General features: G+C 59.6%; 17 protein-coding genes and 2 pseudogenes. 9 read left to right on the forward strand and 10 right to left on the reverse strand.

Annotated elements, in window-relative coordinates:
• Window positions 1–112: 112 nt before the first annotated feature.
• Together fnr and FVF58_RS17140 are read left to right on the forward strand one after the other, a co-directional pair.
• A complete protein-coding gene (fnr, locus tag FVF58_RS17135) occupies window positions 113–907 on the forward strand; it encodes a fumarate/nitrate reduction transcriptional regulator Fnr (protein ID WP_149671060.1) in 795 nt (264 codons plus the stop codon).
• A 130-nt stretch (window positions 908–1,037) separates the two neighbouring features.
• Entirely contained in the window at window positions 1,038–2,384 is a 1,347-nt protein-coding gene (locus tag FVF58_RS17140; protein WP_149671061.1) for an SUMF1/EgtB/PvdO family nonheme iron enzyme, read from the forward strand.
• Between the two features lie 69 nt (window positions 2,385–2,453).
• Here FVF58_RS17140 and FVF58_RS17145 read toward each other — a convergent pair whose 3' ends face one another.
• The 4 genes from FVF58_RS17145 to FVF58_RS17160 all read right to left on the reverse strand — a co-directional run bounded on the left by FVF58_RS17145 (window position 2,454) and on the right by FVF58_RS17160 (window position 6,858).
• Entirely contained in the window at window positions 2,454–3,605 is a 1,152-nt protein-coding gene (locus tag FVF58_RS17145; protein ID WP_149671062.1) for a porin, read from the reverse strand.
• Window positions 3,606–3,707: 102 nt separating this feature from the next.
• Window positions 3,708–4,691, reverse strand: coding sequence for a LysR family transcriptional regulator (locus FVF58_RS17150; RefSeq protein ID WP_149671063.1), 984 nt, complete (start codon window positions 4,689–4,691; stop codon window positions 3,708–3,710).
• A gap of 372 nt (window positions 4,692–5,063) precedes the next feature.
• Window positions 5,064–6,086 (reverse strand): YncE family protein, encoded by a 1,023-nt coding sequence (locus FVF58_RS17155; protein WP_149671064.1) that lies wholly within the window; start codon window positions 6,084–6,086, stop codon window positions 5,064–5,066.
• A 112-nt stretch (window positions 6,087–6,198) separates the two neighbouring features.
• The gene (locus tag FVF58_RS17160; RefSeq protein ID WP_149671065.1) at window positions 6,199–6,858 is read right to left on the reverse strand and encodes a winged helix-turn-helix domain-containing protein; all 660 of its coding nucleotides are present in this window, start codon (window positions 6,856–6,858) and stop codon (window positions 6,199–6,201) included.
• A 477-nt stretch (window positions 6,859–7,335) separates the two neighbouring features.
• On the opposite strand from FVF58_RS17160, the gene FVF58_RS17165 reads away from it, so the two are divergent.
• The 3 genes and pseudogenes from FVF58_RS17165 to FVF58_RS17170 all read left to right on the forward strand — a co-directional run bounded on the left by FVF58_RS17165 (window position 7,336) and on the right by FVF58_RS17170 (window position 10,013).
• Window positions 7,336–8,154, forward strand: a complete 819-nt coding sequence (locus tag FVF58_RS17165; protein WP_149671066.1) for a formate/nitrite transporter family protein — start codon at window positions 7,336–7,338, stop codon at window positions 8,152–8,154.
• Between the two features lie 719 nt (window positions 8,155–8,873).
• Window positions 8,874–9,008: pseudogene (locus tag FVF58_RS52765) on the forward strand (LysR family transcriptional regulator); the annotation flags it as partial.
• Between the two features lie 81 nt (window positions 9,009–9,089).
• Window positions 9,090–10,013 carry a LysR substrate-binding domain-containing protein gene (locus FVF58_RS17170; protein WP_246217097.1) on the forward strand — a complete coding sequence of 308 codons (924 nt, stop codon included), beginning with the start codon at window positions 9,090–9,092 and terminating at the stop codon, window positions 10,011–10,013.
• On the opposite strand, the gene FVF58_RS17175 is transcribed toward FVF58_RS17170, so the two are convergent.
• Entirely contained in the window at window positions 9,900–11,204 is a 1,305-nt protein-coding gene (locus tag FVF58_RS17175; protein WP_149671068.1) for an Nramp family divalent metal transporter, read from the reverse strand. The genes FVF58_RS17170 and FVF58_RS17175 overlap by 114 nt on opposite strands.
• 165 nt (window positions 11,205–11,369) lie before the next feature.
• The gene (locus FVF58_RS17180) at window positions 11,370–12,626 is read right to left on the reverse strand and encodes a cupin domain-containing protein (RefSeq protein ID WP_149671069.1); all 1,257 of its coding nucleotides are present in this window, start codon (window positions 12,624–12,626) and stop codon (window positions 11,370–11,372) included.
• Window positions 12,627–12,948: 322 nt separating this feature from the next.
• Between FVF58_RS17180 and tatA the strand changes: the two genes are divergently transcribed.
• Together tatA and tatB are read left to right on the forward strand one after the other, a co-directional pair.
• Window positions 12,949–13,176 carry a Sec-independent protein translocase subunit TatA gene (gene tatA, locus FVF58_RS17185; RefSeq protein WP_149671070.1) on the forward strand — a complete coding sequence of 76 codons (228 nt, stop codon included), beginning with the start codon at window positions 12,949–12,951 and terminating at the stop codon, window positions 13,174–13,176.
• 46 nt (window positions 13,177–13,222) lie between these two features.
• Window positions 13,223–13,819 (forward strand): Sec-independent protein translocase protein TatB, encoded by a 597-nt coding sequence (tatB, locus tag FVF58_RS17190; protein ID WP_149671071.1) that lies wholly within the window; start codon window positions 13,223–13,225, stop codon window positions 13,817–13,819.
• A gap of 214 nt (window positions 13,820–14,033) precedes the next feature.
• Here the strand turns inward: tatB and FVF58_RS54745 are convergent.
• Window positions 14,034–14,180: pseudogene (locus FVF58_RS54745) on the reverse strand (IS5/IS1182 family transposase); the annotation flags it as partial.
• A gap of 305 nt (window positions 14,181–14,485) precedes the next feature.
• On the opposite strand from FVF58_RS54745, the gene FVF58_RS17200 reads away from it, so the two are divergent.
• Together FVF58_RS17200 and FVF58_RS17205 are read left to right on the forward strand one after the other, a co-directional pair.
• Window positions 14,486–15,088: a phasin family protein gene (locus FVF58_RS17200; protein WP_246217091.1), complete on the forward strand. Its 603-nt coding sequence runs from the start codon at window positions 14,486–14,488 to the stop codon at window positions 15,086–15,088.
• A 183-nt stretch (window positions 15,089–15,271) separates the two neighbouring features.
• Complete coding sequence (locus FVF58_RS17205) at window positions 15,272–15,799, forward strand: hypothetical protein (protein ID WP_149671168.1); 528 nt, start codon at window positions 15,272–15,274, stop codon at window positions 15,797–15,799.
• A 1,380-nt stretch (window positions 15,800–17,179) separates the two neighbouring features.
• On the opposite strand, the gene FVF58_RS17215 is transcribed toward FVF58_RS17205, so the two are convergent.
• The 3 genes from FVF58_RS17215 to FVF58_RS17225 all read right to left on the reverse strand — a co-directional run bounded on the left by FVF58_RS17215 (window position 17,180) and on the right by FVF58_RS17225 (window position 19,619).
• Window positions 17,180–17,611, reverse strand: coding sequence for a cupin domain-containing protein (locus FVF58_RS17215; protein ID WP_149671073.1), 432 nt, complete (start codon window positions 17,609–17,611; stop codon window positions 17,180–17,182).
• 445 nt (window positions 17,612–18,056) lie between these two features.
• Complete coding sequence (locus tag FVF58_RS17220) at window positions 18,057–18,443, reverse strand: ester cyclase (RefSeq protein WP_149671074.1); 387 nt, start codon at window positions 18,441–18,443, stop codon at window positions 18,057–18,059.
• Window positions 18,444–18,665: 222 nt separating this feature from the next.
• Window positions 18,666–19,619: a LysR substrate-binding domain-containing protein gene (locus tag FVF58_RS17225; protein ID WP_149671075.1), complete on the reverse strand. Its 954-nt coding sequence runs from the start codon at window positions 19,617–19,619 to the stop codon at window positions 18,666–18,668.
• Window positions 19,620–19,820: the final 201 nt, after the last annotated feature.

Here is a 19,820-nt window from a genome sequence, read left to right on the forward strand (position 1 = left end):
GCGCACGACATCGCTCAAGATCCCTGGCCGGCACAACGCGTCACTTTGTCGCCGAGCGCCGGGTGTGGCGGGTGGGACAATCCGCCAATATTCCGACATTCGCCCGCAGAACATGCTCAATCCTTCCGCTGTTACGCGCTCCACCGGCACTGACAATTCCGCCGCAAGTTTGCCCTCGGCGCGCGGCGGCCGCCGCGCGGCCCCGGTGCGGGCAACCGCGCGCACTACGGCGCGCTGCTCGAGTTGTTCGATGCGGCAGCTCTGCATGCCGCAAGGCCTGTCGCCCGATGAACTCTCGAAACTGGAAACGCTCATCTGCTCGGCGCGCTCAGTTCAGCGCGGCGAAGCGCTGTATCGCAGCGGCGACCGTTTCGACAGCATTTACGCCGTGCGCTCCGGCTCGATGAAAACCGTGATGGCGCACCGCGACGGCCGCGAGCAGGTGACCGGACTGCGCCTCGCCGGTGAAGCGCTCGGCCTCGACGGCATCAGCGAGGACGTGCATGCGTGCAGCGCGGTCGCCCTCGAAGACAGCACCGTCTGCATCGTCCCCTACAGCGCGCTCAAGCGGCTGTGCCGCGAAATCAGCTCGATGCAGGAGCGCATGCATAAACTGCTCGGCTCCCAGATCGTCCGTGAGGCCGCGCAGATGATGATGCTCGGATCGCTGTCCGCGGACGAACGGGTCGCCGCGTTTCTGCTGGATGTGTCGGAGCGCAACGCGCAGCGCGGCTACTCTTCGGCGGAATTCAATCTGCGCATGACGCGCGAGGACATGGGCAGCTACCTCGGCATGACGCTCGAAACCGTCAGCCGCACCCTGTCAAGATTTCAAAAACGCGGCCTGATCGACACACAAGGCAAGCACATCCGGATCGTCGATCTGCCGGGGCTGCGGCAGGTCTGAGCCGCCTGCCGGGGTTGGCCGGCGCCCGCCGTGCCCCCGCCCATCTTCTGCCGACGCGCTTGTGTCTTGGCATGGCTCCTGCGAGCGGGTACAGTCTTTTAGTCCGTCGCCCGCAAGGAGACCCAGCGAAATGAATCGCGACCCCGCCCCACATCACCCGCTCGTGCAGCGTCTGATCGACGCGCGCCAGGTCACTGACGCTCTGTTTGCGATCGTCAAACCCGAATTTCTGTACGAGCGGCCGATCCGCGAACGTCACCGGATCGTGTTTTACATCGGCCATCTGGAAGCGTTCGATCGCAATCTGTTCGATCAACGGGTGTGCGAGTTGCCGGCGTTCAGTCCGGAACTCGACCAGTTGTTTGCGTTTGGCATCGACCCCGTCGACGGCGGCTTTCCGACCGATCAACCTGGCGACTGGCCGTCGCTCGACACCATACGCGAATACGCGTCGCGTGCGCGCGCGCAGATCGACCGCGCGCTCCATGGTTTGGCGGACGCCGCGCAGCTTCGCCGCGACGGCGCACAGGCCGGCGGTGCCGGGCAGTTGCTGAACGTCGCGATCGAGCATCGGCTGATGCATGCTGAAACGCTCGCGTACATGCTCCATCAGTTACCGCTTGCACAGAAGGTCACCGAGTTGCGCGAGGACGTGGTGACACGGCCCGAACGCCGGGACGCGTTGTCGTCGATGGTCAGCGTGCCGGCCGGCGCGACCGTGCTCGGCATGTCGCGCGATGCGGGGCATTTCGGCTGGGACAACGAATTCGGCGAAATGCGTATCGATGTGCCCGCGTTCAAGATTGATCGCTACATGGTGACGAACGGCGCGTTTCGCGAGTTCATCGAGGCCGGCGGCTACCGTGAGCCGAAGTGGTGGTCGGAAAAGGACTGGGCGTGGAAAGAGGCCGAGCAAATCGAGCATCCGGCCTGCTGGTCGCGGCGCGACGCAGCGGCAGGCAGCGCGGCAAACGCGGATCACGCCTGGCTGCTGCGTACGATGTTCGATGAAGTGCCGCTGCCGCCCGACTGGCCCGCCTACGTGAGTCATGCCGAAGCCAGTGCGTATGCACGCTGGGCCGGCAAGGCCTTACCCACCGAGGCGCAATGGCAACGTGCGGCACACGGCGTACCGCACGCCGCGTCGGGCAATTTCGATTTCCGCAGTTGGGACCCGAAGCCAGTCGACGCGTATCCAGACAACGTCAGCGGGTTCGGCGTGGAAGGCCAGTTCGGCAATGGGTGGGAGTGGACCTCGACGCTATTCGACGCGTTGCCCGGCTTCGAAGCGTTTCCGTTTTATCCCGGCTATTCGGCCAATTTTTTCGATGGGCAACATTACGTGCTCAAAGGCGGTTCGGCGCGCACCGCGGAGTGCATGCTGCGACTTGCTTTCCGGAACTGGTTTCAGCCGCATTATCAGTATGTGTATGCGGGGTTTCGGTGTGTCCTCGATTCAGAATCGGTGTCGAACTGATCCAGCAAAGCAATGCGTAACGCCAGGTTATCGGGCACACCGTGCCCGATAACCGCAAAGCGCGAGCGCTTAGAACGTGTGCCGGATGCCCACGCGTGTGAGGAACTGATTGGCGCTCGACGACGGAGCATCCGCGCCCGTTATAAACGCGGTATTCAACGGCGCCGATACTGTGCCGCCACCCGATGCATGCTGGTACATGCCCTGCACATAGACGTCAGTGCGTCCCGACAGGTTGTAGTCCGCCATCAAACCGAACTGCTGGTATTTCGGCTTTGAATTGCCCGCACTGCTGTCGAAATGGGCGATCGTGTAGTTGTACATCGCACCGACATACGCGGCCTTCGTGAACTGATACTTGGCGTTCAGCTCGAAGTTGTCGAACTTAAGGCTACTCGCGGTGTTCGCGAAGTTGCCAACGTATACCGAACCGGTCGCGTCATTCAGGCTCGTATGGCTATACACAAAGCCGAGCAACGCCGGTCCGATCGTGTAGTTGATGCCCGCGCCCCAGACTTGCTGACGGCCGGCGAAAAAGTTGGTGTCGTCGGTTGCGAGCGAACCGCCCGTCGTGCCGCCCGGATTGTTGATCTGCATATAAGCCGCGGCCACCGTCACCGCGCTACCCACGTATTGCGCGCCAAGGCTGTAAGACCGATTGTTCGCGAAGCCACCTGCCTGGTTGCTGAAGCCATACAGACCGCCGAACGTAAAGCCTCCATACGTATTGCTCGTGTACTTCACGCTGTTGTTCAAGCGGAACGAATTGTCGGTGTTGTCGTTATCGTAGGGATGCGACATCAGATAGCCGGCCCAGTTGCCGTTCGCGGTGAGCGGTGCGAGGAAGTCGACGACGGAGTCGTATTGGCGACCCATCGTCAGCGTGCCGAATTGCGCCGAGCTCAAGCCGGCGTAGGCCTGACGTCCGAACATCCGCCCACCTTGCCCGAGCTTGCCCGAGTTGACGTCGAATCCGTTTTCCAACTGGAAGATAGCCTTGGTGCCGCCGCCCAGATCCTCCGAGCCTTTCAGGCCCCAGCGGCTGCCTTGCGCAAAGCCGCTTTCCATCTGTATGTTCGAATGGCCGCCGGTATTGCTGGTGTAATTCAGACCTTCGTCGATCAGGCCGTATAACGTGACGCTGCTTTGTGCCATCGCGCTGATAGGGGCAAGCGAACAGCCAAGCACCGTATTGGCGGCGGCAATCAGGAGTTTTTTCATGAATGCGGATCCTTGTGGGTGAGAACACCGCGCCGCTGCTTCGCTCGTGCTAATCATGCAACACGGAGGCGCAGCCGACGTCAGGTGTTCGCACTTTAGGACCTACAAAATCTCGTCCGACAGCAATTCAGTATTGCTCGACCGGTGTTGTGCCGGGCCGACGCACTCCACTTTTTGTGCCTTGCTTTCCGGCGGCTTCTGACGATAACGCTCCACAACGAAATCGACGAAGCTGCGCAACGCAACCGCCATGTACGGTTGCCCGGAATACAGCAGCCACACAGTACGTTCGTCGCCGCATAGTGTCGCGTCGTCAAGTAACGTACGCAAGCTGCCGTTGGCCAGTTCGGCCCGCACGAACGAACGTGATAAGCGCGCGATGCCCAGTCCCGCCTGCACCGCCCGCTTGACGACTTGAGGACTCTGTATGTTCATGATCGGCTGCACGACGACGCGTTGTGTGCCGTGGGTGTCGCGAAACTCCCAGTAACGACTCGGCGCATCCGACGCGACGAGCACGTCGTGCGAGGCCAGTTCGCCAGGTGCTCGCGGCGCCGGGCAACGCGCCAGATAGTCAGGACTGGCAACAATTACGTCACGTGTTTGCGCGAGCGGCCGGCACACCATCGATGAATCACGCAGGCGACGTTCCGTACTAAAACAGACATCGAACTCGCTGACCGCGACGTCGCTCATATTGTCGAACACGGTCAGGTCGAAACTCATGCGGGATTCCTGGGCGCGATATGCAGCCAGCACTTCCGGCAGATCCGTCGTCGCGTACAGCGACGACGCCGCGATCCGCAACGAACCCGCAGGCTGCCCCACTGCGGAGGCGATATATTCGTCCATGTCGTTGAGCTGCCTGAGCAACTCGACGCAGCGCTTCCAATAAAGTTGGCCCGTCCCTGTCAACGATACGCGTCGCGTAGTCCGGTTGACCAGCCGAACGCCCAGGTGTTCCTCGAGCGTCGCGAGACTGCGCGTGACCACCGAATTGGAAATGCCCAACTGCTTGGCGGCTTCGGCAAAATTCAGGCATTCCGCGACTTTGGCGAAGATGCGTATCGACGCCAACTGGTTCATCGTGTTCTCCGGCGCGCACCGGCTGACAGGCTTCGGGCGCAATACCGCGGCGTGGGGGGACGAGAAAACATAGGTGGGCACTCCATCTGCTGACGTCGAGCTCCACGCGGGGGTTGGACCCGCATCGCTACACGCGCGCCTGACCGCGGGAGGCTAGTTCTCAGCATAGCGGCTACATCGTTACCCAAAGCCGTCCGGCCGATTACAGCATTGTCATTTTCCTCGTTTAGACCTATTTGAGGTATTCCCAAGATCTTATTGGGAATGGAATACGGTTCACTTATTCTTTTTCGAGTCGCCTTCAGGTATCTTTTTTTGAATTCATGCGAGCCGAAGTCGGCGTCCATGCACTCAAATTAGTCGAAGCGCGCTTCAGCGCACACTGAACACCTGCAGTCCCGCCATCGCCGCGTCGGGGCCCTTCGTATGAACGACATAGAGCCGTTGGAGCGACGGAATGTAGACCGAGGTCTTGCCGCCTAGCGTGTCGCGATGCTGCTTGACTGCGTATTGATCCGGCCCGACAGGGTCGACGACATCCAGTCCGGTAGAGCCTGTGATGTACAGGTGACGATGGACCGCGTCGACAGTCATGTCGTCCGACGTGTTGACGATGTCGAGCGACTGGATGATCGAGCCGTCGCGCGCACTCATCACGAACAGCTTGCCGGGATCGCGCGAACCGATAAACAGGCGCTCGCTCTTCGGGTCGAAGGCCATGGCCGAATTTCGGCTCGGTCCGGGAACGTGCCAGGTGGCCGTCAATTTGCGCGTGCGCAAATCGATCACGCCGACTTCGTTTTTGTCGCGCATGTTCACGAACAGGCGGTGCGTCGCCGGATCGATGACCATGGCTTTCAGTTGGCCGGCGGGCACGTCGATCCGGCCCATCACCGAATGGCTTTTAAGCGAAATCAGACTGATGTAGGCATGATCCTGATGTGACTGCGCACCACCATTGCCGATATAAAAGATGCCGCTCTTACGGTCCGCAATACCGGAGTCGGGTTGTGGGGCGAGTGCGATGATTTTCCCGACCTTGAAGTGCGTCGTGTCGACTACCTTGACGTCCGCGTCGCCTGCATCGGCTATCAGCAGTTCCTTGCCTCCATTTGCCAGCAGAATCTTGTGCGGCGCTTTCGCAACCGTCCTGATACTCGAGATGTGCACGCCATCGGGCAGACCAAACACTTCGATCGAGCCGTACGTCTCGGCCGACACGTAAAGACGCGAGCGGGACAGATCGACTGCGAAATGATCGAAGTCGCCGCCGGTCACGTTGGGCAACGCAGTGGTGGAAACAGGCGTGAGTGGCGTGGTGGCAGGTGGTGCCGCGAATGCAGTCGATGCCATGCAAAGGCCGGTGGCGACGAGCAGGCGAAAGCGATTCTTCATGAGTTTGCTCGCAATAAATCCGGAAAGTTGAAACATTGATTGGCGACCGCGGTTGCGTGTCTCGAGTAGCCGCGCGATCACATTCGATTGCAGATTGGACGTCACTTCTCCCCTACTCGTGCCTGATAACATATCCGACCCTCCGCACCGTTTCGATAATATCCGCGCCGAGCTTCTTGCGAAGGTTCGAAATATGAACCTGAATCGCATTGCTCTCTACTTCCTCTTTCCACCCATAGATGCAATCTTCGAGCGTCGACAACGACTGAGGTATGCCGCGATAGGCAATCAGCTGAAGCAGGATTGCCCACTCGCGTCCCGATATCGAGACCGGTACCCCTGCGCATATGACGGCTCGCGACGCCGTGTCGATAAGCAGTCCGCGGTGCCGGATCTGATCCGTACTGCGCCCCTGCGAGCGACGTACTAACGCGCGACATCGAGCGATCAGTTCGCGCGAGTCGAAGGGCTTGTTCAGATGATCGTCGGCGCCGGCCTCTAGGGCGCGTACACCATCGGCGGGGCCGTCACTTTCTTTGAAGGTGAAGACCGGCACCACACGATTGATGCGACGAAGCCAGACAAGAAGATCGAGACTCGATCCGCGAGGCAACATCAAGTTCAGGACAACCAGCGCATATCGCGCGGTGGTGAGTGCGATTTGTGCCTCGCGATCGTTCTTGACGCGGTCGACGGCATAGCCTTGCGCACGCAGAATCGACGACAGTCGCCTCGCATCACGCTCGACCGATTCGGCAAGAAGAATACGCATGATCAGCTGGCTAAAACGAGTGAATGGGACGAGCGCAACAAAGCTTGGTTAGAGACGAGTGAAATGGGTCCGCCGGGTCGGCGAGTGGATTCGACAATTCGAATGTCGGATAACGATTGTGCACAACCCCACTTTATCCCCGCACTGACCGGGAGATTACATTTTGGTCATATGCATCGCGTGGCACCAAGCCGTTTCATGACAGAACCTTCATTCGGCGACCGGCGAACCGGCACAGGGCAAGAACGAAATGACCATCGGGCCGACCAGCGCTTGCGTCAAGATGACGCGCTTGTAATCACAGCGTCACCTGGCCGTCAGCGTGAACGGCCGAGAATGGCGTACCCGGCGAGCGTGAAGCTCTCCGGACATTGATCAGGTCTTGCCTGAGGCATTGAATTGACTTGTGATAGGACCAAAGGGAGGTAGTCCGGATACCTCCTCGATCCGGAAGTGACCTAAATATGTGGAGCAGTGATGTACGCAGATAGCATCGATAAATTCGCGAAGATCGGCGCGCACAAAGCGTCGGCTATCGTGCGCTCGCCGCTTGCCTTTCTGATTGGCGCGGCGATGGCCGGCGCCTACATCGGCTTTGGCGACATACTTATGTTTTCGGTCGGCTCGCATGTCGATCCGGCATATGTGCACTTGATCATGGGCGCGGTATTCGCCTGCGCGCTGACGATCGTTGTGTTCGCTGGTTCCGATCTGTTTACCGGTACGGCGATGTATATGCCGTTTGCGGTACTCCGCGGAGAGACCGCGGTCGGCGGCATGGTTCTAGTGTGGGTGGTGTGCTGGATCGGCAATCTGATCGGCGCAGTGTTGCTCGCGGCGATTCTGCACGCGGCCGGCGGTGGCGTGCTGCTGACTGACGGTTCGGAGGTATTCTTCAAGGTGGTCGAAGCGAAGATGGCCGCCCCGGGGCTCCAGCTGTTCGCGAAGGGCCTCCTGTGCAACTGGCTCGTGTGCCTGGCGATCTGGATGGCAGCCCGGACCAATAGTGACGGGGCGAAGCTCGGGTTGATCTTCTGGCCCGTGTTCGCGTTCGTTGCAAGCGGCTTCGAGCACAGCGTCGCGAACATGTTCGTATTCGCGCTCGCGCTGATCAGCGAGCACCCGGCCAACATCACATTCGCCGGTGCCGTACACAACGAAATCTTCGTCACCCTGGGCAACCTCGCCGGCGGTGGGATTTTCTTGGGCCTTGGCTACTGGCTCCAGGAAGGCGGTATTGGCCATCCTTCGAATGCACGTATTCCGGCTGCGGCCAACCGCGCCCGCACGAACTAATCGCGCCTGAGTCTTCAACGCGCCTGGCTGGCCAGGCGCGCTACTTCTCACCTCCCTGCCGTCGCCAGAAATCTGCAGTGCGTCGCCGCCGCGTCCTGACCAGCAGGGTTCACATCCCAGGCGTAGCCGTTTAGCGCGTGAGATCGCTCAAGTCTCCGCACCATGCTCACCGGGATAGTCGATGCATGTCGTCAATCAAGTCTTTACGGACTACTCGGCCGGCCATTGCCTGTAGTCTCGATACGGGCTCTGATGAGTCTCGTCGCCGCGACAACATCGCGGTCCGACGCGATCTGCTCATTTTCTCGTGCTCCTCATCTCGTTACGCAGCGCTAGCAAGTAGCGCATCGACAGGGGACGATGACAATCAGCTCGCCGACCAAGCGCCTTGCGCACTTGCGGCAAATTCTGCTTGCCGCGAGTACCTGCGAGCCTGCTGACAAGAATCACTCGAAGCCTGAGCCCTATCTCTTTGTCAGCCATCCTTACGATCCAAATTTCTTTCGCCGAATTGGCGCTGACTCCAACGTACTTCTATCCAGGCGAATCGGGCCTGACGTTCAGTCCACTTCTGAGAGATAGGAATTCAATAAGATTGTGGCGCCAAAATCAATTCACTGTTGCGACATTGTGTCGCGCTCTGCGGATAAACTGCCGTGGAGCCCCAGATTCTTCTCGCGGGCGTTTTTACGTTCCTGAAAGGAGACGCACGGTCTCACATGAGAAATATAACGATTCGACAACTCAAGACTTTCGAGAGTGTGGCGCGCAACTTGAGTTTTTCCCGCGCAGCTGAGGACCTTCACCTGACTCAGCCGGCCGTATCGATGCAGATCAAGCAGATGGAGGATCAGACTGGCTTGCCGCTGTTTCGCCACACCGGCAAGCGGATCTCGCTGACCGAAGCAGGCAAGCTGATTCTGCGTCACTGCCGGGTGATTCTTGCGGATCTGAAGACCGCCGAGCAATCACTGGCGGACCTCATGACAGGTGGCATCCAGCGTCTTCGAGTCGGATTGATTACCTCGGGCAGCTACTTCTTTCCGCATCTGATCAACTCGTTCATGCAGCGCAACACCGGGGTCGATCTCGACATGACGGTGCGCAGCCGCGATCAACTCATCGTCTTGCTGCGAACCGACGAGATCGACCTCGCCGTGATGGTGCACGCGCCGGATGGCCCTGCCATCGTAGCCGAGCCGTTTGCACCTAATCCCTTCGTACTGGTGGCGGCGCCGACGCATTCGCTTGCATATGAATCCGACATCCCATATGCGCGTATCGCGCTCGAATGCCTGCTCGTCCGTGAGAGCGGTACTGACACCCGCAACGCCGCCAACGACGCATTCCGCAATCACGAATCGACTCCGCGTTTTATGGAAATCGGCTGCGAAGAAGCGATCAAGCAGTCGGTCATGGCCGGCATGGGAATCAGCTTTCTATCAACACAAGCGGTTCAGTCCGAAGTGCGCGCCGGCTTGCTCAAGGTGCTCGACGTGCAGGGCTTTCCGCTTAAACGCCACTGGTGCGTGGCCCATCGCGCGGACCGCCCCCTGCCGCCGGCGGCTCGCGACTTCCGGCAGTTTCTTCTTACCGAGGGCGGCACACGACTTGAAGATTTCACGAGAATCGAGAGTGTACATACGGGCATGGATCTTCAGCGGCCTCACCACGCTGCTCTGGAAACAAGGACGACTGCCGTCAGTAGCGCCAGCCACGAAGTCGCGCTTCGCACTCGCGCGTTGTTACGAGACGACCGACTGCCAGATGAGCATCACGTTCAGGGCCACAATCACGCCAGTGGCGACGACGGCCGTGCCGATCAGCTTCCGGCACGCAGTGAATCGACCCATCACTGAGTGCCGCGACGACAGCACCACGAGCGCGATGAGCGGGACCGGCAGGATGATGCTGAGCACGATCTGGCTATCCACCATTGCGCTCATTGGATTGCACGTCATGCAGACGATGACGGCCGGCACCATCGTGATGAGGCGTCGTGCCAGCACCGGCGTCTTGAACCCGACAAAGCCCTGCATGATGTTTTGACCGGCCATCGTTCCCACCACCGAGCTCGAGATACCCGAAGCCAGCAGTGAAACGAGGAACAGTGCTGCCGCTCCGGCGCCAAGAACAGGCGTGAGCGTGTGATACGCCACCGTGAAGTCGGAAATGCCAGGCGCCTTCTTGCTGAACACGGAAGCGGACATGGCCACCATCGCCAGGTTCACGAAGCCGGCAAAGCCCAGTGCGATCACCACTTCACGGTTCGAAAACCGCACCAGCTTGCGGCGCTGCTCGTTGTTGCGCGCCGGTACGCGGTTCTGCGTCAGACCTGAGTGCAGATAAATCGTGTGCGGCATGATGGTCGCGCCGATGATGCCCACCGCGAGCATTAGTGCCTCGCTGCCATGCAGATGCGGCACGAAGGTGTGAAAGATAGCGGCGTGCCAGTTCGGTGGTGCGATCACGAGTTCGCATAGATAGCTCAGACCGATGACGGTGATGAGCGCGGCAATTACGATTTCGAGCGGACGGAAGCCCTTTTTATCGAGCGACAGAATGCCGATAGTGATGGCGCCGGTCATCAGCAGTCCCCACCCGATCGCCACATGAAACAGCAGTGAGATGCCCATCGCCGCGCCCATGAACTCCGCCAGATCGGTCGCCATCGCGGCGATCTCCGAGCCGATCCACATGGCGATCACGAGCGGACGCGGAAACTCGTCGCGACATAGTTCCGCGAGACTACGGCCGGTCACGATCCCGAGCTTGGCTGACATCGCCTGAAACAGCATCGCCACGAGGCTCGACAGCAGCACCACCCAAAGCAGCTCATAACCGTAGGTCGAGCCCGCCTGGATGTTGGTCGCGAAGTTGCCCGGGTCCATGTAGCCGACCGAGGCGATCACCCCGGGGCCGGCGAACGGCAGCAGCGCACGGACGCCACGGCGTTTGTTCTCGAGGACATCACGCATCGCCGTGACGGTGTCGGCCGTTGATTCCCCGGACAAAGCGTAGCTGGCAGTGCGTTTAATTGCCATCAACATGGTGGGCGCCTCTTCAAAGAGCTACGTTGTGTCGATACGGGACGACGGCTTCTGCCCCGCAGCCACAGCGGGACAGCAATGAATCCGGATTGGGCGCCGTGAGTCCGCATCAGGTCGGACCTGCGTGCACGCGGCGCGCCATTTTTACTGCAGGACGGCTTGGGCTTACGCGAGCACGTCGCGACGGTTCTTCAGCTTGTGGATGACGTCGAGCGTGGCGTCATCGACGCGCAGGTGCTCACGCACCAGCTGGCGCGGCGTGTTCGCCAGCCACTGCGCCAGAGTCACTTCGGAGAAGTGATCCGACTTGAAGATTTCCAGGAAAACGAGATCGGTCTTCCCGGTATTCTTGATGTAATGCCCCAAGTTCTTCTCGACGTAGCCCACGTCGCCCGGATTGAAGTCGACCGTCTGAGCGGCCGGGCCCGTGTTGAACACCGTCATGCGGCCGGTGCCCTGGATGAAGTACTGCCATTCATCCGCATCCGGGTGCCAGTGCATCTCGCGCAAACCACCCGGACGGAGCGTCACCATCGCGGCCGCCACGGTCTTCGAAACCGGGAAGTTGCTGCTGTCGACGATGCGCACTTCACCGCCCGGCTGCGCCAACGTCGGCGCCATCGAGCCCATGCGGAAGATGAACGGATGGTCCGGGCGGCCGTTCGGCGCTGCGGCGTAGGCCTGGTCGGCAGCAAGCGGGCCTGCCTTGGCGCCCTGGTAAATCCACAGCTGGTCGAGCGGGATTTCCTTGAATTTCTCGGCCGGCACGCCGAAGTTCTGCGCCAGGATGTCCGGTGGCGTGTGCGCCATCCAGTCCGTGACCATCAGCGTGTTGAATTCGCCCGCTGCGCCGTTGTCGAAGGCCAGCACGAACTCGCCGCCGTTGTTGCCCAAGCCTTGCAACGAATGCGGCAGGCCCGGCGGGAAGTACCAGATGTCGCCGGCTTGCACATCGGCGACTTCAGCGCGGCCCTTGGTGTCGATCGTCGTGATACGAACCTCGCCGCTGACCATGATGGCCCACTCGGCCTGCTGGTGCCAGTGCAGTTCGCGCACACCGCCCGGTCCGAGGCGCATGTTCACGCCCGCGATGTCCTTCGACACCGGGAACGCCTTCGTCGTTACTTCGCGTGCCCAGCCACCCGCCTGTATGCGCTTGTGCGCTTCATTGAAGGATGCCCATGGAATCGGCATTCCGCCGACGTCCGTCGGCGGCGGGTTGTTGAACGACGGCAAAACGTCGCGCAGTTGCGGATTCTGCGGGCCGGGCTCGGAAATCGCAGCGGGCGTCGAGTTGATACTTCCTTGCAAAGGACGGTCTGGATTGCCGAATTCGGCGGCCTTGGCAGCGGCAGTCGCACCGAGTGCCACAGCTCCGGCGGCCGCCCCGGCTAGTACACTGCGACGTTTCAGGTCAGTCATGGTTGCTCTCTCATAAGTAATCCTATTGAACGATCTCCCGGTAGTCAGGATGAACTCCTGTACGACACAGGTGTGGTCAGGACCCGGCCTGGCTTGTGCCGCAGTGAGCCGTCGCCCAACCTGCAAGGCTCACTGCAGAATCGTGACATCGCCATCCGCTCCGTGCGGCAAATATTAGAAACGTGCGGCGCAAATGAACAATCAAGATTTCTTTGAAGAAGCTATAAGAACGTTTGATACACGCTACGTGCAAATGCCACTACGATCAGCACGACCTCAAGCAAATTGCTGTTAGGTTCATTACATATGAAAGGAGTTGATGATGGGTAGCCTTAGCATTACCCACTGGCTGATCGTTCTGGTAATCGTTGCGTTAGTTTTCGGCACGAAGAAGATCCGCAATCTCGGCGGGGACCTCGGCGGAGCGATCAAGGGCTTCAAGGAAGGCATGCAGGAAATCGAATCGGTTACGGCAGACGCCACCGCGAAGGCGGCGCCGGCGGCCGCGCACATCGACGTGCAGGATCCTGCTGCCGTTTCGCAACAATGACCCGTGCATGTGATTGAATTCGCAACAAACTGGAGGGACGATTGCCATGTTTGACATCGACATTTCCAAAATGGCCGTCATCGGCACGGTTGCACTGGTCGTGCTCGGTCCAGAACGACTTCCCCGTGTCGCGCGCACCGCCGGCACGTTACTGGGGCGCGCGCAACGTTACCTGAATAGCGTACGGGCGGAAGTAGACCAGCAGATCCGGATCGACGAACTGCGCAAGGTGAAGGAAGATGTCGAACTGGCGGTGACCAATGCGCAGAGCGCGGTCGACCGTACCGTGCGCCAGCATGCTGGTGAACTGCAGGCTGGCGTCGATGCGGCGGCGGCAAGCTTGAAAGAAGTGTTGCCAACCGCCGACCTGCCCTCCGTCCACGACCGTACCGGCGATTTGCAGGCGGATCTGTTCAAGGTTCGACCCGCGCAGTTGCCGATGTCGGGACAGTCCGATGCCTCGGTTCACACGCGTCGCCTGGATGCGGTTTCGTCCATGGCACCGGCATTTGCCGGCCAGCAAACGCGGGCGAGGTGGCGCGGTTCGGTATCAGGCGGCCGAGGCGCCGCTGTCAAGCGCACCCGGATTGTCTCGATGGCCGCCAGCAAGGCGCTGGGGCGCAATTGTGGGCGCCTCGCGTGAAGCTCTTTGGCCAGGCGTGCAGCGAGGTCAGTGCCTACGTTGGGTAGCCTGCGCGTCGGGAAGTGTGTCGTGGGCTTCGGCAGCATGACGGCAATCCCTGCATCCGCGCACTGCTTGATCTAGGGCCCACTGTAGTAGCCACGATCGGCGACTGCCCGCAGTCTGGTCTTGCCCAACGAATCGTGCGCAGCCTTCGCGACAGGACTGAGATGTGCCCGGTCACTGCAGAGTTTGTGACCTCATGAGCCACGATGAGGTGGTGTCTGGCGTCAACTTCCACCGATACGTTGTAGACCACGATGCCTGATCCTCTTCCGCTCGTCGCCATGGAACGTGCCTCTGGATCGGTCATCGAAAATTGGCCGAGGTTTTGCATCTGCTCGCGCAAGCGTGCGAACTTGTCCTGCAAGCGGGTTGTCTTTGCATTCAGCTTGGCGGGTTGCGTACGATCAGCAGTCTCCAGCGCGTTCAGGCAGTTGTAAAGAATCCATAACCGCCCCCGACGCACGCTGCGCGCTCGCTGCTCGCCAGACATGTCCGCCGTGGGAAAGGTCCCTCGTCAATAGAAGCCCACGCACCTCTTCCGCGGAATTCTTCAGACAAGCGCAAACAATCCACGTCGACGCCGCCGCGAAACTGGTTGACTTCCAGGTGTTCCCCCGTACAATGGACTTTGTTGCAGCGCAACAATCAACCTTCAGCCTTCGCGGCGCGCGGTTTTGTTTCTACTCAGAGCCCCTCGCACTCTTGCCGCCTTACCCTTACGGAGCAGTGATGAGCACTCTTACCCCCCAACAACTGGTTGCCGCCCAGCAGGCCGGCCTGGAAACGCTTTTTGGTTTGACGAACAAGGCATTTGAAGGATTCGAAAAGCTGGTCGCGTTGAATTTGCAAGTTGGCAAAGCGACGCTCGCCGAAAGCCAGGAAATCCTGACCAAGGCCGTTTCATCCGGCAACCCCGGCGAACTGTTCGCACTGCAGGCGAGCCTTGCCCAGCCTACGGCGGAAAAAGTCGCCGCTTACGGCCGCCAGGTTCACGAAATCGTGTCCGGCGTTCAGAGCGAAATCTCAGCCGCCGCGACAGCGCAGACCCAGCAATTCCAACGCGATGCCCAAGGGTTCGTCGAAAGCCTTCAGAAAAACGCACCGGCAGGAAGCGAATCGGCTATTGCCGCGTGGAGTTCGGTCTTCTCAGCTGCGAATGCCAGCTATGAATCGGCGAACAAGGCTGCAAAGCAGTTCGTGACGTCGGTGTCCACCGTTCAGTAAGCGTCGCCGTCTCCCTTAGAGCTTCTGCGTCTACAAATCAAATGCGAACTTCGGTTCGCATTTGTTCTTCCTGCACAGGACATACTGAGAAGCCACGCATGCCGTACAGGATTGCGTTTGGACGAGGCGTTGCGACCAAACAAGGCATTTCCCGCCAAGGATGAAATGAACAGACCTACTTCAATGGACGACCGATTTGATAGACGGGAACTGCTGCTCCACCTGGGCGACATGCTCGGCGCGTTGAACTGTTTAGCCAGCACGAGTGAAGCGGGCGCATCGGAAGCGCGTCTGATACAAAAAGAGGATTCATTGCAGCACTTCGAGTTCCTCCGGGCGCTGGCGCCACAGATGACGGTGTCCGAGTTCACCAGAGGCGTTGGCAGAGCATTCTTCCTGTGGCCAAAAGAGCTGCTCGAGGCTGAACTCAACCGTGACGCATTGGCGTCGACCGTTCAGCAGCACCTTTTTGACGGCAACCCCGACGGCTGGAACGCGTATATCAGCTACGTCCAGAAGAAAGTGAAGTGGTTTGGCGCCAGCCTTTCAGATATCAAACAAGACGCTCCGACCGACCCGTCGCACGATGCCACAGATGAGTCGAGCCCGCTCGAGGCCCCGGTCACAGCCGTGCCGCCCGTAGGGGCGGAGGTGCAGGTGCGCAACGAGAAGAGAGGTTGGCCGTGGCCCGAGCCGAGGTCGACGTCGTGACGCGTCCGGCTCTTAGCCTATACCTCCAGGTCAAGGTTCCCGAGCGCGCAATTTCCAGCCTTAAAGTCCAGCCTACGCGCCCCTGAAGGCAGTGGGCGCTTCGCGTGCCCGCAGACATCTCCTATCTGGACATGCCCGGACCTGAACGATTGAAAGGGAAGCCGGCCAGCCCGATCAAGGATGTCGGTTCCCTCCTCCCGGCGCGAGCAAACAGTATCGTCGGTTGTTGACTCGCGCGCCGTCAGCCGGTTTTTAGCTCCCCCCGAAAAAAACGTTGCATTGCGGGTCCACCCTGCACGGCCTCGCATGTTTCGCGCCGCTTTGCACCGTTGTATTAGGCGTGCCGCCGTAGGCTTCCATGCTCATACTGGGCGAAGAATCAGTCTGAGTTGCGGCGTTCTGCTGCGGGGCGGGTTGTGCAGCGTCGGGCGTGCTTTGCGAATGCGCAAACCCGGCCATGACAAATAGTCCGAAAGCAGAAGCAACCATCAATCGTAATTTCATGTTGGCTCCTTGATTTAGGTTGATTTTTCCATCCTTACGACTCGCTATCCGCGTGTCCCGTGGTTGAGATCCAGACGGGATTCGCGGACGAGAAGCCGCCTCCGAGTCCGCGGGCCAGTCGTCCGCGGCCAAAGTTCGGGTAATTGGGAAGATACGAAGCGCAGCGCGCCGAGGTTAGGTCTATTGGCGCATGAAGGCGTGCGAAACGGCAATGTCAACGGATTTTGTGGACCCTCGACACATAATAGTCGCCCTGCAATTAAGTTATAGGGCGCGCAAAGACGAAACCAAAGCGAATGTTTGAATCGAGCGCCTGCACACAACGCAAGGCGGCTTTTTGTGCGATGCGACGACGGTGATTGCAGGAATGTGTCGAGCGCGGAGCTACCGCTCGACCCGGCCAACTGCTTCACCTTCCTCGCGAGCAGCGGCGGCGACTTTTGACCGGCTGTGATCGCCCCGCAGCGCCCGGAGTCGAAGATGAACGAAAGGCAGGGTTGCGTCGCGTACGCGGATTTGGAGGTCATTGCGGCGGCTTTGCAGAGACGGGTTAGCACGCCCTCTATCCCGAGTCTCCGCAGCGACGCGGATGCGCTAATTGACAGCGCCCGCCCCCTTGCCGATATCGATTACGTGATGCGCAGTGGCCTCAGCGTTGCCGCTTCGCTATGTGCTCTCCGGCGTCCTGATTTTCCGCTGGATCACGTAGTGCCAGCACTTCAGCGCTACGGAAGGACAAAGCCGGCGGCTGGCTTAGAACCGAAACGACAGCGGTCGCCTGGCTCCAGGTTCTGAAAGCCGCTTACCGGGCCCGAAGCAGCCCTTCGCGTTTCTCTAAACCGCTCGCTCGCTAGCAGGAAACAGCAGGTTGATAGACTAATTTCCTGCCGCCACACGCTGACCTTTAGTAGCTTCCAGGTGGGTCACAAAAGGTCGGATTTTTTCGTCGTCCGGGTTCACATACACGACATCTGTCGGCACACGACGAGGAGCGTCAACGGTAAAGAAGATTGCTGGCGACTCGAGTATTTCAGTTATCGCGTGCACAGTGTTCCGCTCAAAGGTCACCAACTGGCCCGCAGTGAGGACGCGAGGCGCTTCGTCCTCAATCGCGAAGGCAACCTTACCGGTCAGGAGGTAGAGATGTTCTTCACACGTTTCGTGGTAGTGGCGCGGTATCGGGTAATAAACACGAAAGATTCTTGAGCTTGCAGAGGGCTCATCGGTGAGATAGACGTCAACAATTGTACTTTCCGCCTCGTCCGGGAATTGACTGACGATGCTGTTTATATCGAAAAAATTAAACAATTCGTTCTCCATATTACGTGGTGAGGCGACGAATAATTCGACAGGTTCTGCCGTTCGGTAGCGTCGACATCGCGTGATGTATCTGGACGAAGTCGTCCATGCACTCGTCGTGTTCGACGTGGCTGAGTGCATCTTGCCACGTAGCAGCGGACCGGCGAATCCTCTCATTTGGCAAATGAGATTTGCCAAATGAGACCATGGTTCTTAGGGAACCGCTTCGCTACCGCGTGCATAGTCGAACGGGATATGCCTTCCACGTCAGTTACCGGCATCGATATCGGTTCTCGCCAGGTAGGCGGGCATTCTCTACAAGAAACGGACGTGGCGATTGTGCGGATGGAGGGGTCGGTTGCCGTCAATCTGGAAGCATTCGTCCAATCGCTGCTGCTGCCCGATGTCTGCCCGGAGTCGGCTGGAAGGTGCGGGAACTAGCGTCCATGTGTCACTACAACTGGCTCTCGATCGCAGCTTTATCAATGATCGACCAGACTTGCTGAATCTTGCCGCCACGAAACTCATAGAAGACGTTCTCCGCGAACGCGATACGTTTTCCCTGCACGGGAAGCCCAAGAAACATGCCGGTCGGCGTACAGTCAAAATGCAATCGGCACGCAATATGCGGCGGCTCGCAAACGAGGATCTGAATCTCGAAGCGTAGGTCCGGTATTTCGCGGAAATCCCTTTCAAGCATCCCACGATAACCTGACAATCCGATGCGTTGGCCGTTGTATTTCACGTCGTCGCCGACAAACGCGCCAAGCTTTGACCACTCCTGCTCGTTCAAGCAGGCGATATAGCCTCGGTAGACTACCGAAAGATTGATTTCGCCCATCGCAATCGTCCTCCATGCTTCAACGGATCAATTGACTTTGCACGAAGAGTGGTCGCGCAGTGCGACGTCTGATGCTTAGGTGCCGCGGACACCTCCCATCTAACGCTGGCTGCGCGCCAACCGACGAATGGGAATTGTCACTCAAAGGCTAATCCGATCCATCCACACACCGGCCGTGCTGTTCGTCGTGGGAAGACGAGTGGTCCGCGGTCGCTCCCAACGCTATATCAATAGCTCCAGTGTCTCGAACAACGCCAGGTCTTCCTTCTTTGCGGACCGCGCATGCCGACGGATGACCTTCATAAAGCAGTCGACGAAACAGGCCGCCGCGCTGCTCAACGTGCTATTGCGACGCGTGACAATGCCGAGTTGTCGGGGTTCGAAATGCTCACGCAATGCGAGCGAACGCAGTCGCCCACCGAACGGCGGGACGCGGCTCAGGATGGTCGGGCTCCAGGTACACATCTCGGCCTGCTCGACCATGGTTTGCAACATGGCGACCGATTGCGCGCGCACGATGCGGCGCTCCTCGATCTCCGCACCGTGCCTTGTGAATAGATAGTCAATGAGACCAGCCTGCCCGTCGGGTGGGAAGTTCAGTACCCAGTCTTCCTCAAGGAGGTCGTGAATTGAGCGTGCTCGCTCCTGCCGGTGGCCTGCGCGCACCATGACTGAGGACTCATAAGTGAGCAAGGGTTCGCAGGCGAATTCCTGAGCGCCTGTGGCCGGCTGCAATTGTCCGACCGCGAAATCCATGCTGCCGTCACGTAGCAACGGTTGCGCAACGGCCATCAATCCCTCGAAAAGCTCGAGGCGAATCTCCGGCATCTGCTTACGAAACAACAGCACTGCTTCAGCTAGAAACGTCAGTGTCACCCAAGGCGTTATGCCGATCATGAGACGTCCCTCAACCCGACCACGCAGCCGTTCGAGGTCGCTTTGAGCATGCTCCAGCTGGTTCAGCACGAGCCGCGCATGCGTGAGCAGAACCTTGCCGTGTTCGGTGAAGCCAATGCCCTCCGGCGCGCGAATAAGCAGGGGCAAGCGTTCGTTCGCCTCCAGTTCGCGAAGGGCCCGCGTAACAGCCGCTTGGGACAAGCCTAGCGCGCGTGCGGCGGCGCGGATGCTGCCCGCATCCGCACTCGCAACCAGCGCTTCCAGTTGATGCAGTTTCATGGCATGCGACGGGGCGACAACGAGAGGTTGTCATCATAACAAACCGCTGGCTGGTGCCCCGGATTTTCGCCGCATACGATCCGCCTCACGATGCACTACCGGTGCGGTTCGCGCGAGCAGGATGCGACACCGAACGACGATTTGATGCCAGGGAGGAGCGGTGAGGACAGAACACTTATTGCCGGAGATCGCGGCGATCGA

Origin of the sequence: Paraburkholderia panacisoli, assembly GCF_008369935.1 — a bacterium.
GTDB lineage: Bacteria > Pseudomonadota > Gammaproteobacteria > Burkholderiales > Burkholderiaceae > Paraburkholderia > Paraburkholderia panacisoli.